This window comes from Massilia sp. TWR1-2-2 (assembly GCF_049897565.1).
In the GTDB taxonomy this organism is placed as follows: domain Bacteria; phylum Pseudomonadota; class Gammaproteobacteria; order Burkholderiales; family Burkholderiaceae_D; genus JAFCUW01.
Genome location: NZ_JAFCWM010000004.1, coordinates 168,595 through 186,620, shown reverse-complemented (window position 1 = coordinate 186,620; position 18,026 = coordinate 168,595). Strand labels below are relative to the sequence as shown.

Here is an 18,026-nt window from a genome sequence, read left to right as displayed (position 1 = left end):
CACGGGACGCTACCCCATCTTGTCGAGCGCGGCGGCAAACGTGCTCACGGTGCGCTCGATGTTGTGCAACTTGTCGAGCCCGAACAAGCCGATGCGGAAGGTCTTGAAGTCGGCCGGCTCGTCGCATTGCAAGGGCACGCCGGCGCCGATCTGCACGCCGGCGGCGACGAACTTCCTGGCCGACTGCATGGCGTCGTCATCGGTATAGCTGACGATCACGCCCGGCGCCTCGAACCCCGGCGCCGCCACGCTCCGGAAACCTTTTTCGGCCAGCAGCGCGCGCACTCGCCTGCCCAGCTCCTGCTGCTCGGCACACACCTTGTCGAAGCCGTAGGCGGTCGTCTCCTTCATCACGTCGCGCAGCACGGCCAGCGCATCGGTCGGCATCGTCGCATGGTAGGCAAAGCCGCCCTGTTCGTACACCTCCATGATCTGCAGCCACTTGCGCAGGTCGCAGGCGAAACTGGTGCTGGTGGTCGATTCGATCTTGTCGCGCGCCAGCGCACTGAGCATCACCAGCGCGCAGCACGGCGAGCCACTCCAGCCCTTTTGCGGCGCACTGATCAGCACATCGACGCCGGTGGCCTGCATGTCGACCCACACGGTGCCCGAGGCGATGCAGTCGAGCACGAACAGCCCGCCCACCGCATGCACGGCGTCGGCAACCTGGCGCAGGTAGTCGTCAGGCAAGATGATGCCGGACGCTGTCTCCACATGCGGCGCGAACACGACCGCCGGCTTTTCCGCCGCGATGGCGGCCACCACTTCGGCGATCGGCGCGGGCGCGAACGCCGCCTGGCGGCTGTCGTCGACGCGGCGCGCCTTCAGCACGGTCGAGCTGGAAGGAATGCTGCCCAGGTCGAAGATCTGGGTCCAGCGGAAACTGAACCAGCCGTTGCGGATCACCAGGCAGTGCTTGCCGGTGGCAAATTGCCGCGCGACCGCTTCCATGCCAAAGGTGCCGCTGCCTGGCACCACGATGGCTGACTGCGCGTTGTAGACGTCCTTGAGCGTAGCGGAAATATCGCGCATCACGCGCTGGAACGATTGCGACATGTGGTTGATTGCGCGGTCCGAATAGACCACGGAGTATTCGAGCAGTCCGTCGGGGTCGACGTCGGGGAGCAGGCCTGGCATGTTTGCCTCTTACAAAAATGGATCGGGTTGCAGGAAGTACGCTGACTGCCTGAAGAATAGCAGAAACGCCATGCCGCGCTAACAGCAGGGGTCTGACCCGTTTTTCACTTGGGGTCAGACCCCGGATTCGCCGGCCTGACAAATTCGGGGTCTGACCCCAACGCCGGGTCAGACCCCTGCTGTTGCGCGCGTACAATGCCGGTGCAGCAGCTTGGCCGCCATCTGCTGCCGTGGTCGGTGGCGAGCCTGGCGCTGATCGTGCCCGCGGGTGTGATGATGTTTTCGGCGCATCCGCACTATGCGTCAGCAACCGGGTGTTCCAGCTGAAGCTGCTGCTGATCGTGCTGGCCGGCTTCGACGCGCTGATGTTTCACGTTGGTGTGTATCGCACGGTTGGGCCGTGGACACGACGAAGCCTGCGCCGGCGCTGGCGTGCATTCAGGCGCTGGCGTCGCTGGCGATCTGGATAGCGGTGATTTGCTGCGGGCGTCTGCTTGCATCCACCTGACTGGCGACTGCTGCCCTACTCCTTGTCCGGCTCGATGCTGGGGTCGATGTTGCCGACCGCGGCCAGCACCTTGCCGGTCGACGCTTCGACGGTGACGTCCATCGTGCCTTTGCCCTTGACGACTTCGACCGCGAATACCCATTGCCCGTGCTGATCCTCATAATCGGCGCTCACGGCCCTGCCGCCGACGTGACGCTCGGCGATGCCGACCGCCTGCGCGAGGCTCACGCCGGCCTTGGCGATGGTGCTCGCTTCGTCTTCCGCCACGCGCTGTACGTACACGGTCGCCAGCGCGGCGGCAGCCGTCAAGCCGGCGAACGTCAGCAGATAGATCAGCGTACGATTCATGCCCCGCCCTCCATGGCCCCGGCAAAGCTTCCCACATTCCCGCGCCAGCGCAAGCTCGCGCGGCGCATTCCCCTGACGCTGCTCATGATTGGTCGATCGACCTTCGACGCGCCGAACTTCACTCATGAATCGCGCTCATGAGCCCCAGCGCTCTACCGTATTTACCATTTTTTTAAAACTGGCATAAAATAGAACGGAGCCTGGTAGCATATGCCGCCCTTTTATTGCCCTTCGCAAAGATACGTAGCGTTCGTTCGCGAAGGACGTCACCACATCACGTACAGGTGCAACCACGATGGACGACTTCAACGACGTAAAAATTACCAGGCGCGACCTGCTGATCATCAGTGCGATATCGGCCTCCGCTGCCGCGGTGCCCTCGTTGGCCGGCGCCCAGCAAGCATCCACTGCGGCCGCGCCCGGCATGGCTCCGGTGGTCAACAAAGTATCGATCAACGTCAACGGCACCAGCCGCCAGCTCGACGTCGACACGCGCACGTCACTGCTCGACGCGCTGCGCGAGAACCTGCACCTGACCGGCACCAAGAAAGGCTGCGACCACGGCCAGTGCGGCGCCTGCACCGTCATCGTCGACGGCCGCCGCATCAATTCCTGCCTCACGCTCGCCGTAATGCACGAAGGCGCCAGCGTCACGACGATCGAAGGGCTCGGCAACCCGGGCAAGATGCACGCGATGCAGAGCGCCTTCGTCAAGCACGACGGCTACCAGTGCGGCTACTGCACCCCCGGGCAGATCTGCTCGGCCGTTGCGGTCATCGGTGAAATCAAGCAAGGCATTCCGAGCCACGTCACCGCCGACCTTGGCGCGCCGCCGCAAATGAACGCCGAAGAAATCCGCGAGCGCATGAGCGGCAACATCTGCCGCTGCGGCGCCTATTCAAATATCCTCGATGCAATCACCGAGGTGGCCGGGAGCACGACATGAAGGCGTTTACCTATCAGCGCGCAACTACGCCGGCCGACGCGGCGGCCGCCGCGCTGCGCAACCCGAACGCCAGGTTCATCGCCGGCGGCACCAACCTGCTCGACCTGATGAAGCTCGAAATCGAGACGCCGACCCACCTGATCGATGTCAACGGCCTGGCACTCAACAAAATCGAAGCGCTTGCCGACGGCTCGCTGCGCGTCGGCGCCCTGGTGCGCAACACCGACCTGGCGTCGGACCTGCGCGTGCGGCGCGACTACGCGGTGCTGTCGCGCGCCTTGCTGTCGGGCGCTTCCGGGCAGCTGCGCAACAAGGCCACCACGTCGGGCAACCTGCTGCAGCGCACCCGCTGCACCTATTTCTACGACACCAACCAGCCGTGCAACAAGCGCGTGCCGGGCAGCGGCTGCTCCGCCATTGGCGGCATCAGCCGCGCCCACGCCATCGTCGGTTCGAGCGAATCGTGCATCGCCACCCACCCGAGCGACATGGCGATCGCGATGCGCGTGCTCGACGCCGAGATCGAAACGATCCGCCCGGACGGCTCGGTGCGCACGATTGCGATCGCCGACTTCCATCAGCTGCCGGGGAATACGCCGCATATCGAAAACGCGCTGATGCCAGGCGAACTGATCACCAGCGTCAAGCTGCCAAAGCCGGTGGGCGGTCGGCAGGTGTACCGCAAGGTGCGCGACCGCTCGTCGTACGCGTTTGCCCTGATCTCGGTGGCGGCCATCATCCAGCCCGACGGCAGCGGCCGCGTCGCCCTCGGCGGCGTGGCGCACAAGCCGTGGCGCGTCGAGGCGGCTGAAGCGAGCTTGCCGCGCGGCGCCAAAGTCGTTGCCGACCAGATGCTGGCCGGCGGCAAGACCACGGCGCACAACGCCTTCAAAACTATCCTGGTCCAGCGGACCCTCGCCGCCGTGATGGCGGACGCGAAGAAAGGCTGACCCCATGAAATTTTCCACGCCCGCCACCACCAATCCGATCGACCAGCTGAAGATTGTCGGCAAGCCGGTCGACCGCATCGACGGTCCGATGAAGACCACCGGCACCGCGCTGTATGCGCATGAACAGCACGCCGCCGCGCCGAATGCGGCGGTTGGCTACGTCGTCGCCGCCGCCATATCGAAGGGCCGCATCGGCTCGATCGACCTGGCCGAGGCGCGCCGCGCGCCGGGCGTGCTCACCATCGTCACCGCCGACAGCGCCGGCAAGCTCGGCAAGGGCGACTTCAATACCGCCAAGCTGCTGGCCGGTCCTGAAGTGGATCACTATCACCAGGCGGTCGCGCTGGTGGTCGCCGAAACGTTCGAACAGGCGCGCGCCGCCGCCGGCCTGGTGCGCGTGAAGTACATCAAGGCCACCGGCGCCTACGACCTGGCGAAGGCGAAGGATACCGCCAAAAAACCGAAGAAAGACCAGCCCGATTCGAAGTTCGGCAACTTCGCCGGCGCGTTCGCCGCAGCGCCGGTCAAGCTCGACGCCACCTACACCACGCCCGACCAGTCGCACGCGATGATGGAGCCGCACGCGTCGATCGCCGCGTGGGAAGGCGACAAGCTGACCGTGTGGACGTCGAACCAGATGATCAACTGGACGCGCGGCGACCTGGCCAAGACGCTCGGCGTGCCGAAGGAAAACGTGCGCCTGATATCGCCGTTCATCGGCGGCGGCTTCGGCGGCAAGCTGTTCCTGCGCGCCGAAGCGGTGCTGGCCGCGCTCGGCGCGCGCGCGGCCAAGCGGCCGGTCAAGGTGGCGCTGCCACGGCCGATGATGATCAATAACACGACGCACCGGCCGGCGACGATCCAGCGCATCCGCATCGGCGCCAGCCGCGACGGCAAGATCACGTCGATCGGCCATGAATCGTGGTCCGGCGACCTGCCCGGCGGCAACCTCGAAGTCGCCGTGCAGCAGACCCGCCTGCTCTATGCCGGCCCGAACCGCATGACGTCGATGCGCCTGGCCGTGCTCGACTTGCCCGAAGGCAATGCGATGCGCGCGCCGGGCGAGGCGCCGGGCCTGATGGCGCTTGAAATCGCCATGGACGAAATGGCCGACAAGCTGAAGATCGATCCGGTGACGTTCCGCATCCTCAACGACACCAAGGTCGATCCTGAAAAGCCGGACCGCCGCTTCTCGCAGCGCCGCCTGATCGACTGCATGCGCAGCGGCGCCGAGCGCTTCGGCTGGAACAAGCGCAACCCGGTGCCGGGCAAGGTGCGCGAAGGCCAATGGCTGATCGGCATGGGCGTGGCGTCCGCTTTCCGCAACAACGTGGTGATGAAGTCGGCCGCGCGCATCCGCCTCGACGTGAACGGCCTGGTAACGGTGGAAACCGACATGACCGACATCGGCACCGGCAGTTACACCATCATCGCCCAGACTGCCGCCGAAATGATGGGCGTGCCGCTGAACATGGTGGCCGTCAAGCTGGGCGACTCCGACTTTCCGGTCTCGGCCGGTTCCGGCGGCCAGTGGGGTGGCAACAGTTCGACCGCCGGCGTGTACGCCGCTTGCGCCAAGATGCGCACCGCGGTGGCCGAAAAGCTGGGGCTGGCTGCCGCCGATGTGGAGTTTGCCGATGGCATGGTGAAATCGGGCGGCCGCTCCCTGCCCTTGCGCCAGGCTGCCGCCAACGGCCCGTTGACGGCCGAGGACTTCATGGAATACGGCGACCTCGACAAAAAGTTCCAGCAGTCGACCTTCGGCGCCCATTTCGTCGAAGTGGCGGTCGATGCCTTCACGGGCGAGACGCGGGTGCGGCGCATGCTGGCCGTCTGCGCCGCCGGGCGCATCCTCAATCCGAAGTCGGCGCGCAGCCAGGTGATCGGCGCGATGACGATGGGCGTGGGCGCGGCGCTGATGGAAGAGTTGTACGTCGATACCCGGCAGGACTTCGGTTTCTTCGTCAACCATGACCTGGCCAGCTACGAAGTGCCGGTGCATGCGGACATTCCGCACCAGGAAGTGATTTTCCTGGACGAGACTGATCCGATGTCGTCGCCGATGAAGGCGAAGGGCGTGGGCGAGCTTGGCATTTGCGGCGTGGGCGCCGCCGTTGCCAACGCGATCTACAACGCGACCGGGGTGCGGGTGCGCGAGTATCCGATCACGCTCGACAAGCTGCTGGCGAAGCTGCCGGCGATCATCTAGCCATAGCGGTTCAGTCAGCTCACCAGGGGTCCCGCCCGCGCGCGAAGTCGGGTCCGCCAATGGCGGGCACGACGGGTTTTAGTTGCTAGGCACCAAGACCGTCGCACTAACCCATCGTGCCTGAACGATGTCACCGCACTGTCACGATAATTCGATAATATTTGAAGCGTTGTAGCTTCTGAGCTAGAATAGTTCAATAATTACTGAATCATGGAAGTGAATCATATGGATACCAAGCAAGTGTTGACGGCCTTGTCCGCTATCGCCCAAGAGAGCCGGCTCGCCATTTTTCGGCTGCTGGTACAAGTGGGCGCCGAAGGAATGGCTGCGACCAGGATCGCCGAGCAACTCGACATCGCGCCTTCTTCGCTGTCGTTTCACTTGAAGGAACTCTCGCACGCCAGGCTTATCACTGCGCGCAGCGAAGGCCGCTTCATCATTTACTCGACCGATGTTGTTGTCATGAATAATCTGATCGGCTACCTGACCGAAAATTGCTGCGGCGGCGTCCCTTGCGGCCCGGTAGCCCGCGACGCCACGACATCGCCCACCTGACCTGGAGCTTCCCATGCAAGAGAAGATTTACAACGTACTATTCCTCTGCACCGGCAACTCGGCCCGCAGCATCATGGCCGAAGCCCTGTTGACGACGATGGCCAAGGGCCGCTTCCGTGGCTTTTCAGCCGGCAGTCACCCTGGCGGCACAGTCAACCCATTTGCCCTTGAGCTGGTGACCGAAACGGGGTATCCAATCGAGCTTCTGCGCAGCAAAAGCTGGGATGAATTTGCGACGCCGGCCGCGCCTCACATGGATTTAATTTTCACCGTTTGCGACAACGCCGCCGGCGAGGTGTGTCCGTACTGGCCCGGCCATCCCATGTCAGCGCACTGGGGTTTCGAAGACCCTGCGGCAGTAGTCGGAACCGATGAGGAAAAGCGCGCCGCGTTCCATCGCATCTTCCGCCAGATCATGACACGCGTGAACATTTTTCTGAGCCTGCCTCTGCACATGCTGGAAAAAAACGCGATCCAGCGTGAAATCCAGACCATCGGCACTACCCCAGTTTAATTGTCGCCTCAAAGCCCATATGAACATTCTCTTTCTTTGCACCGGCAACTCTTGCCGCTCCATCCTCTCTGAAGCAACCTTCAACCACCTGGCGCCGTCGTGGCTGAAGGCGATCAGCGCCGGCAGCCAGCCGGCCGGCAAGCTTCACACACGCGCTGTGGCACTGTTGCACAGCAAAGGCATTTCGACCCAGGGCTACTACAGCAAGTCGTGGGACGACCTGCCGGTGACGCCCGATATTGTCGTTACCGTGTGCGGAAGCGCCGCTGGCGAAACCTGCCCGGCCTATCTGGGCCCGGTGCTGCGTACGCACTGGGGCGTCGACGATCCCGGCCACATCGTCGGCACGGAGGAAGACATCAACACCGCTTTCGAGCAGACCTATCGCATCATCCGCGCGCGCATCGAAGCATTTCTTGCGCTGCCCCTGGCCGAGCTGGCCAACGACAAGGCCGCACTGAAAACGGAACTTGACCGGATCGGCACCATCCTGGCCTGATCGGGCCACTGAATTTCAAGTGGCCCGTGGGCCGGTTCCTCATTCTCATCGACATTACTTTCAAGGCCAGCCGTGCTTCTTGCGTTCCTCATTTTCCTCGTCACCTTGATCCTCGTCATCTGGCAGCCGCGCGGTCTTGGTATCGGATGGAGCGCAACCGCCGGCGCCCTCGTCGCCCTGCTGGCCGGGGTGATCCACGTGGCCGATATCCCGGTGGTGTGGCACATCGTATGGAACGCTACCGGAACGTTCGTCGCCGTGATCATCATCAGCCTCCTGCTCGACAAGGCAGGCTTTTTCGAGTGGGCAGCGCTGCACGTCGCACGTTGGGGACGGGGCAGCGGCAAGCGCCTGTTCGTGCTGCTCGTGTTACTGGGCGCCTCGGTCGCTGCGCTATTTGCCAACGACGGCGCCGCCCTGATCCTCACTCCCATCGTGATCGCCATGCTGCGTGCGCTGCGCTTCTCGGCGAAGGCAACGCTGGCCTTTGTGATGGCGGCCGGCTTCATCGCCGACACGGCAAGCTTGCCGCTGGTGGTGTCCAACCTGGTAAATATCGTATCGGCCGACTATTTCAACATCGGCTTTGGACGCTACGCCGCCGTGATGGTGCCGGTGAACCTAGTCTCGGTGGCGGCGACGCTGGCAATGCTGATGTGGTTCTTTCGCAGGGATATACCGGCCAATTACGATGTGGCGCAGCTGCGCACGCCGGATGAAGCAATCCATGACCGCGCTACCTTCGTCACCGGATGGTGGGTACTCGGCCTGCTACTGGTGGGGTTTTTCTGGCTGGAGCGTCTTGGCGTGCCCATCAGTGCGGTGGCGGCAGCGGGCGCCGCCTTGCTCCTCGCGGTGGCCGCGCGCGGACACAAGATTTCGACACGCGAAGTACTGAGCAACGCACCCTGGCAAGTCGTGATTTTCTCGCTGGGTATGTATCTGGTCGTGTACGGCCTGCGCAATGCCGGCATGACCGACTATCTCACAACCGTACTCAACGAATGCGCCAAGTACGGCGTATGGGGCGCTGCCTTGGGCACGGGACTGATCACGGCAATTCTCTCGTCGATCATGAACAACATGCCGACGGTCTTGATCGGCGCGCTATCGATCGATGCCACGACATCGCAAGGCGTGGTGCGTGAAGCCATGGTCTACGCGAATGTCATTGGCAGCGATCTTGGGCCGAAGATCACACCCATCGGCAGCCTGGCGACGCTGCTATGGCTGCATGTCCTCGAGAGCAAGGACATCAAGATCTCATGGGGCTATTACTTCCGCGTGGGCATCGTTTTGACGTTGCCGGTGCTTGTACTTACTCTGGCGGCACTCGCTTTGCGCCTTTCCTAATGGAGAAATCTGCATGACCGTGACCATTTACCACAACCCGGATTGCGGCACCTCCCGCAATACCCTGGCCATTATCCGTAACGCCGGCATCGAGCCGGTCATCATCGACTATTTACAAGCGCCGCCGGATCGCGCCACGCTGGTCGACCTGATCGCCAGATCAGGCCTGGTGGTGCACGACGTCGTGCGGCAGAAGGAACCGGCATATGCCGCTTTAAAACTCGACACCCCGGTAACCACCGATAATGAGCTGGTCGACGCCATGCTGGCACATCCGATACTGATCAATCGTCCACTGGTCGTCGCACGCGGCCAGGTGCGCCTGTGTCGTCCATCCGAAATCGTGCTCGATATTTTGCCGGCACCGCAGCAAGGCGCCTATACCAAAGAAGACGGCGAGCGCGTGATCGATGAACAGGGAAAGCGAGTTCAGCATGGATAAGATCGCGGATCTGCCCAACATTCGCCCCGAGCAGTTCGATATCCCAGATATTGAAAGGCTCGCGCCGACTGGCTGTTTCGACCACCCGCCACGCATCCTGATGCTGTACGGCTCGCTGCGCGAACGTTCGTTCAGCCGTTTCCTCACGTTCGAAGCGGCGCGCATCCTCGAGCATTTCGGCGCCGAGGTACGCATTTTCGATCCGAGCGAATTGCCGATGGCCGGCAGCGTGCCGGAGTCGCATCCGAAAGTTGTCGAGTTGCGTGCGCTGTCGTTGTGGTCCGAAGGCCAGGTGTGGTGCAGCCCGGAACGGCACGGCGCCATCACCGCGGTCATGAAGAACCAGATCGACTGGATCCCGCTGGAACAAGGCGCGCTGCGTCCGAGCCAGGGACGTACGCTGGCCGTGATGCAGGTGTGCGGCGGCTCGCAGTCGTTCAACGTCGTCAATACGCTGCGGCTGCTGGGACGCTGGATGCGCATGTTTACCATCCCTAACCAGTCGTCGGTGCCGAAGGCGTACGAGGAGTTCGACGAGGCCGGGCGCATGAAGCCGTCGGGCTACTATGATCGCGTGGTCGACGTGATGGAGGAGCTGTACAAGTTCACCTTGCTGACGCGCGGCCGGACCGATTACCTGACCGACCGCTACAGCGAGCGCAATGAGCGCACCATGAAGGCGATTTGCGCGCAGGTGCGCAAGATTTAAGCTACGCGTCACCTTACCTCGGCGCATGCACGCTCGAAGATTTTGTCCTTGCCCCCGTAACAGGGGAACTGTACGGCAGCTCGCAGGGTCAATACGATATTGAACGCGCGTCCGTACTTTCGAATCGGCGGCGCCAAATATCGGGGGCCGCCATGGAAGAAAACCTTGTACAGAAGATCGTAGCAAACCCCAATTATCAGAAGCTGGTGCGCGTCCGCACGGTGTTCGGCTGGACGTTGACGGCGATGATGATGATTGTGTACTACGGCTTTATCCTGCTCATCGCGTTTGACAAGGAGCTGCTGGCCGCCCGCGTCGGCGCCGGCGTGCTGACCTGGGGCATCTCGGTCGGCCTGTTTGTCATCGTGTTCACCGTGCTCGTCACCGGCATCTACGTCTGGCGCGCCAACCAGCAGTTCGACGAATTGACCGACGCTATCCGCAGGGAGGTGCTGTGAAGCCGCACATCGCACTGGGCGGCGCCGCCCTCCTTCTGCTGACCACTGCCGGCCTGGCGGGCGCGGCCGACGTGATCGGCCCGACCGACCAGCAGCCGCGCAACTGGACCGCCATCGCGATGTTCGGCGCGTTCGTCGTGCTCACCCTGTTCATCACCAAATGGGCGGCCGCCAAAACCAAGTCGACAGCCGACTTCTACACCGCCGGCGGCGGCATCACCGGCTTCCAGAACGGCCTGGCCATTGCCGGCGACTACATGTCGGCCGCGTCCTTCCTCGGCATTTCGTCGGCCGTCTTCCTCAACGGTTACGACGGCCTGATCTATTCGATCGGGTTCCTGGTCGGCTGGCCGGTCATCACCTTCCTGATGGCTGAGCGCCTGCGCAACCTCGGCCGCTTCACCTTTGCCGACGTCGCCGCCTACCGCTTCGCACAAACGCCCATCCGCGCCTTCGCCGCGTCCGGCACCCTGGTCGTCGTCGCGTTCTACCTGATCGCCCAGATGGTCGGCGCCGGCCAGTTGATCAAGCTGCTGTTCGGCCTCGAGTACTGGATCGCCGTCGTCATCGTCGGCACCCTGATGATGGTGTACGTGCTGTTCGGCGGCATGACCGCCACCACCTGGGTGCAGATCATCAAGGCCGGCATGCTGCTGTCGGGCGCCTCGTTCATGGCGTTGGCGGTGCTTGCGCAGTTCAACTTCAGCCCGGAGGCGCTGTTCGCCAAGGCGGTCGAAGTGCACCCGAAGGCGCAGGCCATCATGGGACCTGGCACCTTCATCACCGATCCCATCTCCGCCATCTCGTTCGGCATGGCGCTGATGTTCGGCACCGCCGGCCTGCCGCACATCCTGATGCGCTTCTTCACCGTGCCGAGCGCCAAGGAAGCGCGCAAATCGGTGTTCTGGGCCACCAGCTGGATCGCCTATTTCTACGTGCTGACGTTCATCATCGGCTTCGGCGCCATCGTGCTGGTGAGCACCAATCCAGGATTCATGGACGCAACCGGCAAGCTCCTTGGCGGCAACAACATGGCGGCGATCCACCTGGCCAACGCCGTCGGCGGCAATGTCTTCCTCGGCTTCATGTCTGCGGTGGCCTTCGCCACCATCCTCGCGGTGGTCGCCGGCCTGACCTTGTCGGGGGCGTCGGCCGTCTCGCACGACCTGTACGCGACCGTCTTCATGAAAGGCAGGGCCACCAGCGTCAACGAACTGCGGGTGTCGCGCCTGACGACGGTGGCGCTGGGCATCGTCGCAGTGGTGCTGGGCATCGTGTTTGAAAAGCAGAACATTGCCTACATGGTGTCGCTGGCGTTCGCCATCGCCGCATCGGCCAATTTTCCGGTACTGTTCATGTCGGTGCTATGGAAAAACTGTACGACGCGCGGCGCCACCATCGGCGGTTTCCTCGGCCTGTTTACAGCGGTGGGCCTGACCGTCGTGTCGAAATCGGTGTGGGTCGATGTGTTCCATTACAAGACGGCGATCTTTCCGTACCAGTCGCCGGCGCTGTTTTCGATGACCGCCGGGTTTGTCGGCATCTGGTTGTTCTCGGTGCTCGATCGCAGCGAGCGCGCGCGCATTGACCGGCTCGGCTACGAGGCGCAGCAGGTCCGTTCGGAAACCGGCATCGGCGCGGTAACCTCAGCGAGCCACTGACGCAGTACGGCGGCGGCAAATGTACAAGCTGTATTGTGCGCGAGGCAAAACTGGTAGCGTTCGCTTACAGTCGAGCGATTTGTTCGGCACGAACGACCACTAGAGGTGATCCGGTGCGTGACCACGCGAAGAATCCGCCGCCTTTTTGCGTCGGCGAATGGCTCGACAGCGACCAGCACGCGTTTGCCGGCTGGATGGCCTCGCTCGGCGCCGCCGCCCGCCCGGACCAGCGGCTCGATCCGGTGCTGCAGGACTTCAGCGACGCCGTGGACCAGGATGCGGCGCTGTTTGCAATGGTCCACCAAATGTTCGACCAGGTGCCGCGCACGCCGCCCTACGATTGCTCGCCGACCGGCCATCCGCAGATCGGGCATTTCGCGCACCTGCTGCAGATGATCGATGTGGTGCTGCGCACGCCGCCTCAGTTTAACAAGACCGGGCTGACTGGGCTGCCGATCAATGCGATGGTCGATTGGTCGATGGCAACGCCGAGCGGCCGCGCATTTTTCCTGAACCCCAAAGTCAACCGCCATTTGAAACGCATCCTCAACCGTTGGGGCGAATTCCTGAAGTCGGAAGCGTCGTTGCCGGCGCTTGGCGACGATCCGCACAGCGGCTGGTTCGGCGCCGACGCGATGGCACAGATGGCCAATTTCGATGAAGAGTTCGACTGCGCGCCGTCGCTTCCCTACCGCGGCTTCACGTCATGGGACGACTTTTTCACCCGCCGCTTCCGCGACGGCCAGCGCCCTGTCAGCGCGCCCGATGAAGACGCTGTGATCGTCAGTGCCTGCGAGTCAGCGCCGTACAAGCTCAACCGCGACGTCCAGTTGCGCGATCGCTTCTGGATCAAGGCGCAGCCTTACTCGCTGTTGCACATGCTGGCCAACGACGCCCTCGCCGCCCAGTTTGCGCACGGCACCGTGTACCAGGCCTTCCTCAGTTCGTTCAGCGATCACCGCTGGCACAGCCCGGTCGGGGGCACCATCGTCAAAGCATACGTGATCGACGGCACCTATTTTGCCGAGTCCGAGCACGAAGGATTCGATCCGTGCGGTCCGCGCCAGTCGCAGGGCTAACGCAAGTTGCCACGCGCGCGCTCATTTTCATCGAAGCCGGTCATCCGGCAATCGGCCTGATGTGCTTCATGGCGGTCGGCATGGCCGAGGTGTCGACGTGCGACATCACGGTCAGCGTTGGCCAGCGGGTCGGCAAGGGCGAGCAGCTCGGCATGTTTCACTTTGGCGGATCGACTCACTGCCTGATCTTCCGTCCGCAAACGAAGCTCGATTTCGACCTGCACGGCGAAACGCCCGGCCTCGATGCGGGCAACATCGCGGTCAATGCGCGCCTCGCGACGGTGCGGCAAGACTAGCGGCGCGCCGCACCACGCGCGACACGGTGTCCCATTTCGTCTACCTGGAACGGCCCGAAGGGATGCAGTTGCCCCAGGCGCCAGGCTTCGAGACCGAACAGGGCTATCGCCGCAGCGCCGGCGTTACCACCAGGCTGACGCCGAACGCCGAAGACTACGAAACGGTTTGGCCACCTGTACGCCGGCATCGAGCACGGTTTCGAGCAACTGTCGGCCGAGCTTGGCGAGAGCGCCCTGTTCATCGGCGCGCCGGAGGCGCAGATCGACACCGACTTGCTGTCGTTTGAATCGATGCGCGCCGTCACCGACCTCAACAGTGCGCTGGCGGCGATCGCCACCATTGTCGAGCAGGGCGAAGGCGGTCGGCGCGATCACGAAAAGTCGCACTACGCCCAGTTCGTCACCATCGGCAAGCAGTACGATGCCATGCTTGCCGCCGACAGCGGCTTCACGCCGTACCGGCCGGTGGCGCCGACGCCGGTGATGTTCCGCCCGATCGCCGACGATGGCGCCACGCACGTATCGGTGCCGGAGTCGGCGGCCGTGCTCGACCTGGCCAATGCCTGCTACGCCTTGATGCTGCGGCTGCTGGCCAGCGCCACCGGCGGCATGCACGAGAAACCGTTTCGCGCCGTGCAGCTTGGCTGCGCCATCGAGACGATGTCGATCGTAAAGGCGCTGGCGATCCGGCTGACCACCATGCGCGCGGCCGCCGGCGCGGCGCAGAATGCGTCGATGAATTTCCATCTGGCCCGCGCGACGCTGGCGTTGCCGCAGCGCGACGCCGGCATGGCTGATGGCCGAGCGCGCGCACGAACTTGCCGGCGCCGCCCGCCAGCTTGGTCTGCAAGGCGACAACGGCGCCGCGCTCGGCGAGCGCATCGCTGCCGTCGGCATGCAGCTTGCGCAGCCGGTGTAGGACCGGCTGCCGCACAGCCTCTTTCGCGACAATGACGGCGGCCGCTTCAACGGCGACCTTCACTGTGCAAGCGCTGCGTCCCTACCGCGGCCGCTTCATCGCGGCCAGCAACGTCAGCAACTGCTCGGCATCGACCGGCTTGACGTAGTGATGGTCGAATCCGGCCGCCGCCGTCTGCTGGCGGTCCTGCTCCTGCCCGTAGCCGGTGATGGCGATCAGCACCGCGCGCTGGCCGCCAGGCTGGGCGCGCAGCAGGCGCGCCAGCTCGTTGCCGTCCATGTCAGGCAAGCCGATGTCGAGCATGTAGACGTCGGGCTGCTCGTGCTGCGCGCTCTGCAGCGCGCGCCCGGCGTTGTGCTCGATCGAGACCTGGTGGCCGGCTGACTCGAGAAACATGCCGAGCATCATGGCCGCGTCGTTATTGTCGTCAACGACCATCACGCGCAGCGCGGTCCCCGCCGGCGGCGGCGGCCCGTCGCCGGCCAGCTCGGCGGTGGCGACCGGCAGCACAACCCGCGGCAGCCGGATTGTGAATTCGCTGCCCTGCTCGGGGCCGGCGCTGGCCGCGGTCACCGTGCCGTGGTGCAGCTCGACCAGGCTGTTGACCAGCGCCAGGCCAATGCCCAGACCGCCCTGTGAACGGTCCGACGTGCGCTCGGCCTGAGTGAACAGTTCGAACACGCGGCCCACCATGTCAGCTACCATGCCGATGCCGTTGTCGGCCACGCTGATCACCACTTCGCCAGGACTCGCTTCCATCTTCAGCACGATGCGGCCGCCCTGCGGGGTGTACTTGGCGGCGTTGTTGAGCACGTTGGTGATCACCTGGATCAGCCGCTTCTGGTCGCCCATGACGAACGCCGACTCCGGCGGCGCATGCACCACCAGCTGGTGGCCACGCGTGTCGATCAGCGGGCGCACCTGCTCGACCGCGTCGGTGACGATGTGGCGCGCGTCGAGCATCGCGTTGTCGAGCGTGATCAAACCGCGCGTCACGCGCGAAACGTCCATCAGGTCGTCGACCAGGCTGGTCATGTGCTTGACCTGGCGCGAGATGAGTTCGCTGATCTGGCGCACCCGCGCCTCGTCGACCCGCGTCAGGCGCAGCAGGTCGGCGCCGGCGCTGATCGGCGCGAGCGGGTTGCGCAGCTCGTGGGCGAGCATCGCCAAAAACTCGTCCTTGCGGCGATCGGCCAGCCGCAGCGCGTCCTGGGTCTGCTTCTGGTCGTGGATGTCGGTGGCCGATCCCATCCAGCGCACGATGGAGCCGCCTTCGTCGCGGATCGGCAAGGCGCGCGCCAGCACCCAGCGGTACTGGCCGGAGCGATGGCGAAGGCGAAATTCAATCTCGTACGGCGCGCCGCTGGCCAGGCTGTCGCGCCACTGCGCCACCGCGCGCGGCTGGTCATCCGCGTGGAACGCCTGCAGCCAGTTGGCGTCAAAGGTCACGCCCTCGGCCACGCCGGTAAAAGTGTACCACTGCTGGTTGAAGTAATCGTGGCGGCCGTCGGGCAGCGCGGAAAACACCATGTGCGGCATCGCGTTGGTGATGGTGCGAAACTTCGCTTCGCTCGCGCGCAAGGCCCGCTCGGCTTCCTGGCGCGCCGTCACGTCCATCTGCGCCACCACGCCGCCGGCGATGCGCCCGTCCGCATCGCGCACGGCGGCGGCCGACAGCACGATCGTGCGGCGCTGGCCGGGCGCATCGAACGACTCGATCTCGACCATGTCGTTGGGCGCGTCTTCGCCGCGCAGCACGCGCGACAGCGCCCACTCGTGCGGCGCCAGCGCCTGGCCGTGCCGGGACGAGCCGTCGGCCCACCATCCTTTCCATCCGGCACAGCCGGCAATGTCGCCCGACAGCGGCAAGGCGTCGCCCCACACCTGGCGATTGGCGCGGTTCACCCGCACCAGATTGCCGTCGGTGTCGGACATGCCGATTCCCACCGGTACCGCCTCAAGCAGCGCGTCGAGCAGGCGCCGCTCGGCTTCGGCCTGGTCGCGTTCTGCCTTTAGCGCAACGTGCGCACGCGCGCTTTGCAGCGCCGCCCAGGTGCGCTCGACCGTCTCGCGCGCCTGCGCAATGCAGCTGTCGCTCCAGGCACATGGGGCGGCGCGATGCAAGTTGAGCACCGCCACCAGCCGGCCTGACTTCACCAGCGGCACGCCGAGGTTGGCGCCGACACCGAGCTTCGCGTACGCGTCGGCGAACTGGGCCGTCAGGGGATCGGTGTTGACGTCGTCGATCGCCAGGATGTCGCCTGCGCGCAGCTGCGCCATCGCCCGTGGGCCGAAAATGTCGAGCGCGCGCGCGCTGTCGTCGACCTCTGCCACACCGTCGCGGCACCACTGGCGCCCGACGACGAAGGTGCCGGCCGCTTCGTCGACCTCGACGTAGACGACGCGGTCGACCGCCAGGCACCGTCCGAGGATTTCGCTGGCCGCCGCGGTGATCTCTTCCGGCTTGTCGAGGTCGCGGATGCGGTCGGACAGTTCGAGCTGGAACGCCTGGCGCCGCTCGACTTGTTCCAGGCGGGCGATGTTGCTGGCCAGTTCCTGTTGGGCAAGGTATTGCTCGGTAACGTCGCTGCCTTCGATGAATACGCCGTTGATGGCGCCGTCGTCACCGGTGAATGGCTGGAACACGAAGTTGACCACCACGTCTTCGAGCGCGGCGCCGGGCTGGCGCTGCAGTATGACCGAGGTGCCGCGCCCGACGTACGGCATGCCATCCCGGTAGACATTGTCGAGCAACTCGTAGAATCCCTGGCCGGCCAGTTCCGGCAATGCCTCGCGCACTGTTTTGCCAAGCAGGTTGCGACCGCCCGTGAGTTGCTGGTAGGCCGCATTCGTCATCTCGAAGACATGCTGCGGCCCGCGCAACAGTGCCATGAAACCCGGCGCTTTCTGGAACAGCTGGCGCAAGCGGTCCATTTCGTCGACGTGGCGCTGGGCTGCAACGACCGCCGCGGTGGTTTCCTGGCACACGCAAAACATGCCGTCGATGCCGCCGCCCTCGCCGCGTACGCCGGAGTACGAAAACGTAAAGTAGGTCAGTTCCGAGTAGCCGTTGCGTTCCATCTGGATCGGCAGGTCGTGGAAGTACGACGGCTGGTTGGCGAAGGCGCGGTCGGCAATCGGCCCGACGGCGTCCCAGATGTCGTTCCAGACCACGCGAAATGGCTTGCCCAGGCCGTGCGGATGCTTGTTGCCAAGAATGTGGCTGTAGGCGTCGTTGTAAATGAAGCAGCGTTCAGCGCCCCAGGCAACGAACATCGGAAACTGCGACGACAGCATCAGGTCGACCGTCGTCTGCAGCGGCCGCGGCCAGCTTGCCTGCGGGCCGAGCGGCGTGGCCGCCCAGTCGTGCGCGCCGATCAGGCGGGCCATGGCGCCGCCCTGGGCGGCATCGGCGATCAACGGTGAATTTTCTACCAGCATCG

The 18,026-nt window shown here is 64.4% G+C and carries 17 protein-coding genes and 1 pseudogene; 15 read left to right on the top strand and 3 right to left on the bottom strand.

Annotated elements, in window-relative coordinates; translation table 11 throughout:
* Window positions 1-9 precede the first annotated feature (9 nt).
* A complete protein-coding gene (locus ACP7DD_RS05820; RefSeq protein ID WP_426173752.1) occupies window positions 10-1,137 on the bottom strand; it encodes an aminotransferase class V-fold PLP-dependent enzyme in 1,128 nt (375 codons plus the stop codon).
* Window positions 1,138-1,332: 195 nt separating this feature from the next.
* Between ACP7DD_RS05820 and ACP7DD_RS05815 the strand changes: the two genes are divergently transcribed.
* Window positions 1,333-1,464 carry a hypothetical protein gene (locus tag ACP7DD_RS05815; RefSeq protein ID WP_426173751.1) on the top strand — a complete coding sequence of 44 codons (132 nt, stop codon included), beginning with the start codon at window positions 1,333-1,335 and terminating at the stop codon, window positions 1,462-1,464.
* 196 nt (window positions 1,465-1,660) lie between these two features.
* On the opposite strand, the gene ACP7DD_RS05810 is transcribed toward ACP7DD_RS05815, so the two are convergent.
* Entirely contained in the window at window positions 1,661-1,993 is a 333-nt protein-coding gene (locus ACP7DD_RS05810) for a PepSY domain-containing protein (RefSeq protein ID WP_426173750.1), read from the bottom strand.
* 295 nt (window positions 1,994-2,288) lie between these two features.
* Between ACP7DD_RS05810 and paoA the strand changes: the two genes are divergently transcribed.
* The 14 genes and pseudogenes from paoA to ACP7DD_RS05740 form a co-directional block, all read left to right on the top strand.
* Window positions 2,289-2,939, top strand: a complete 651-nt coding sequence (gene paoA, locus ACP7DD_RS05805) for an aldehyde dehydrogenase iron-sulfur subunit PaoA (protein ID WP_426173749.1) — start codon at window positions 2,289-2,291, stop codon at window positions 2,937-2,939.
* Window positions 2,936-3,889 (top strand): FAD binding domain-containing protein, encoded by a 954-nt coding sequence (locus ACP7DD_RS05800; protein ID WP_426173748.1) that lies wholly within the window; start codon window positions 2,936-2,938, stop codon window positions 3,887-3,889. The genes paoA and ACP7DD_RS05800 overlap by 4 nt, the downstream gene beginning before the upstream one ends.
* Before the next feature lie 4 nt (window positions 3,890-3,893).
* Window positions 3,894-6,098, top strand: coding sequence for an aldehyde oxidoreductase molybdenum-binding subunit PaoC (paoC, locus tag ACP7DD_RS05795; RefSeq protein WP_426173747.1), 2,205 nt, complete (start codon window positions 3,894-3,896; stop codon window positions 6,096-6,098).
* 225 nt (window positions 6,099-6,323) lie between these two features.
* Window positions 6,324-6,653, top strand: coding sequence for an ArsR/SmtB family transcription factor (locus ACP7DD_RS05790; protein ID WP_426173823.1), 330 nt, complete (start codon window positions 6,324-6,326; stop codon window positions 6,651-6,653).
* 13 nt (window positions 6,654-6,666) lie between these two features.
* The gene (locus tag ACP7DD_RS05785) at window positions 6,667-7,167 is read left to right on the top strand and encodes an arsenate reductase ArsC (protein WP_426173745.1); all 501 of its coding nucleotides are present in this window, start codon (window positions 6,667-6,669) and stop codon (window positions 7,165-7,167) included.
* 19 nt (window positions 7,168-7,186) lie between these two features.
* The gene (locus ACP7DD_RS05780) at window positions 7,187-7,666 is read left to right on the top strand and encodes an arsenate reductase ArsC (RefSeq protein WP_426173744.1); all 480 of its coding nucleotides are present in this window, start codon (window positions 7,187-7,189) and stop codon (window positions 7,664-7,666) included.
* A gap of 72 nt (window positions 7,667-7,738) precedes the next feature.
* Window positions 7,739-9,019 carry an arsenic transporter gene (locus ACP7DD_RS05775; protein WP_426173743.1) on the top strand — a complete coding sequence of 427 codons (1,281 nt, stop codon included), beginning with the start codon at window positions 7,739-7,741 and terminating at the stop codon, window positions 9,017-9,019.
* A 13-nt stretch (window positions 9,020-9,032) separates the two neighbouring features.
* Window positions 9,033-9,461 (top strand): arsenate reductase (glutaredoxin), encoded by a 429-nt coding sequence (gene arsC / locus ACP7DD_RS05770; RefSeq protein ID WP_426173742.1) that lies wholly within the window; start codon window positions 9,033-9,035, stop codon window positions 9,459-9,461.
* Window positions 9,454-10,170 carry an arsenical resistance protein ArsH gene (gene arsH, locus ACP7DD_RS05765; RefSeq protein ID WP_426173741.1) on the top strand — a complete coding sequence of 239 codons (717 nt, stop codon included), beginning with the start codon at window positions 9,454-9,456 and terminating at the stop codon, window positions 10,168-10,170. The genes arsC and arsH overlap by 8 nt, the downstream gene beginning before the upstream one ends.
* Before the next feature lie 152 nt (window positions 10,171-10,322).
* Window positions 10,323-10,628: a DUF485 domain-containing protein gene (locus ACP7DD_RS05760; RefSeq protein ID WP_426173740.1), complete on the top strand. Its 306-nt coding sequence runs from the start codon at window positions 10,323-10,325 to the stop codon at window positions 10,626-10,628.
* A complete protein-coding gene (locus tag ACP7DD_RS05755) occupies window positions 10,625-12,289 on the top strand; it encodes a cation acetate symporter (protein ID WP_426173739.1) in 1,665 nt (554 codons plus the stop codon). Before ACP7DD_RS05760 ends, ACP7DD_RS05755 begins: the two co-directional genes overlap by 4 nt.
* Before the next feature lie 113 nt (window positions 12,290-12,402).
* Window positions 12,403-13,368 carry a phosphatidylserine decarboxylase family protein gene (locus ACP7DD_RS05750; protein ID WP_426173738.1) on the top strand — a complete coding sequence of 322 codons (966 nt, stop codon included), beginning with the start codon at window positions 12,403-12,405 and terminating at the stop codon, window positions 13,366-13,368.
* Window positions 13,341-13,664: a phosphatidylserine decarboxylase gene (locus ACP7DD_RS05745; RefSeq protein ID WP_426173737.1), complete on the top strand. Its 324-nt coding sequence runs from the start codon at window positions 13,341-13,343 to the stop codon at window positions 13,662-13,664. Before ACP7DD_RS05750 ends, ACP7DD_RS05745 begins: the two co-directional genes overlap by 28 nt.
* Window positions 13,665-13,826: 162 nt before the next feature.
* Window positions 13,827-14,618 (top strand): annotated as a pseudogene (locus ACP7DD_RS05740) (ferritin-like domain-containing protein); the annotation flags it as partial.
* A gap of 46 nt (window positions 14,619-14,664) precedes the next feature.
* Here ACP7DD_RS05740 and ACP7DD_RS05735 read toward each other — a convergent pair.
* A complete protein-coding gene (locus ACP7DD_RS05735; RefSeq protein WP_426173736.1) occupies window positions 14,665-18,024 on the bottom strand; it encodes a PAS domain S-box protein in 3,360 nt (1,119 codons plus the stop codon).
* Window positions 18,025-18,026: the final 2 nt, after the last annotated feature.

Coding starts and splice junctions, on each gene's coding strand:
- ACP7DD_RS05800 (WP_426173748.1), top strand. CDS start 2,936: ATGAAGGCGTTTACCTATCAGCGCGCAACTACGCCGGCCGACGCGGCG.
- arsH (WP_426173741.1), top strand. CDS start 9,454: ATGGATAAGATCGCGGATCTGCCCAACATTCGCCCCGAGCAGTTCGAT.
- ACP7DD_RS05780 (WP_426173744.1), top strand. CDS start 7,187: ATGAACATTCTCTTTCTTTGCACCGGCAACTCTTGCCGCTCCATCCTC.
- ACP7DD_RS05735 (WP_426173736.1), bottom strand. CDS start 18,024: ATGCTGGTAGAAAATTCACCGTTGATCGCCGATGCCGCCCAGGGCGGC.
- arsC (WP_426173742.1), top strand. CDS start 9,033: ATGACCGTGACCATTTACCACAACCCGGATTGCGGCACCTCCCGCAAT.
- ACP7DD_RS05815 (WP_426173751.1), top strand. CDS start 1,333: ATGCCGGTGCAGCAGCTTGGCCGCCATCTGCTGCCGTGGTCGGTGGCG.
- paoA (WP_426173749.1), top strand. CDS start 2,289: ATGGACGACTTCAACGACGTAAAAATTACCAGGCGCGACCTGCTGATC.
- ACP7DD_RS05810 (WP_426173750.1), bottom strand. CDS start 1,993: ATGAATCGTACGCTGATCTATCTGCTGACGTTCGCCGGCTTGACGGCT.
- ACP7DD_RS05760 (WP_426173740.1), top strand. CDS start 10,323: ATGGAAGAAAACCTTGTACAGAAGATCGTAGCAAACCCCAATTATCAG.
- ACP7DD_RS05790 (WP_426173823.1), top strand. CDS start 6,324: ATGGATACCAAGCAAGTGTTGACGGCCTTGTCCGCTATCGCCCAAGAG.
- ACP7DD_RS05785 (WP_426173745.1), top strand. CDS start 6,667: ATGCAAGAGAAGATTTACAACGTACTATTCCTCTGCACCGGCAACTCG.
- paoC (WP_426173747.1), top strand. CDS start 3,894: ATGAAATTTTCCACGCCCGCCACCACCAATCCGATCGACCAGCTGAAG.
- ACP7DD_RS05820 (WP_426173752.1), bottom strand. CDS start 1,137: ATGCCAGGCCTGCTCCCCGACGTCGACCCCGACGGACTGCTCGAATAC.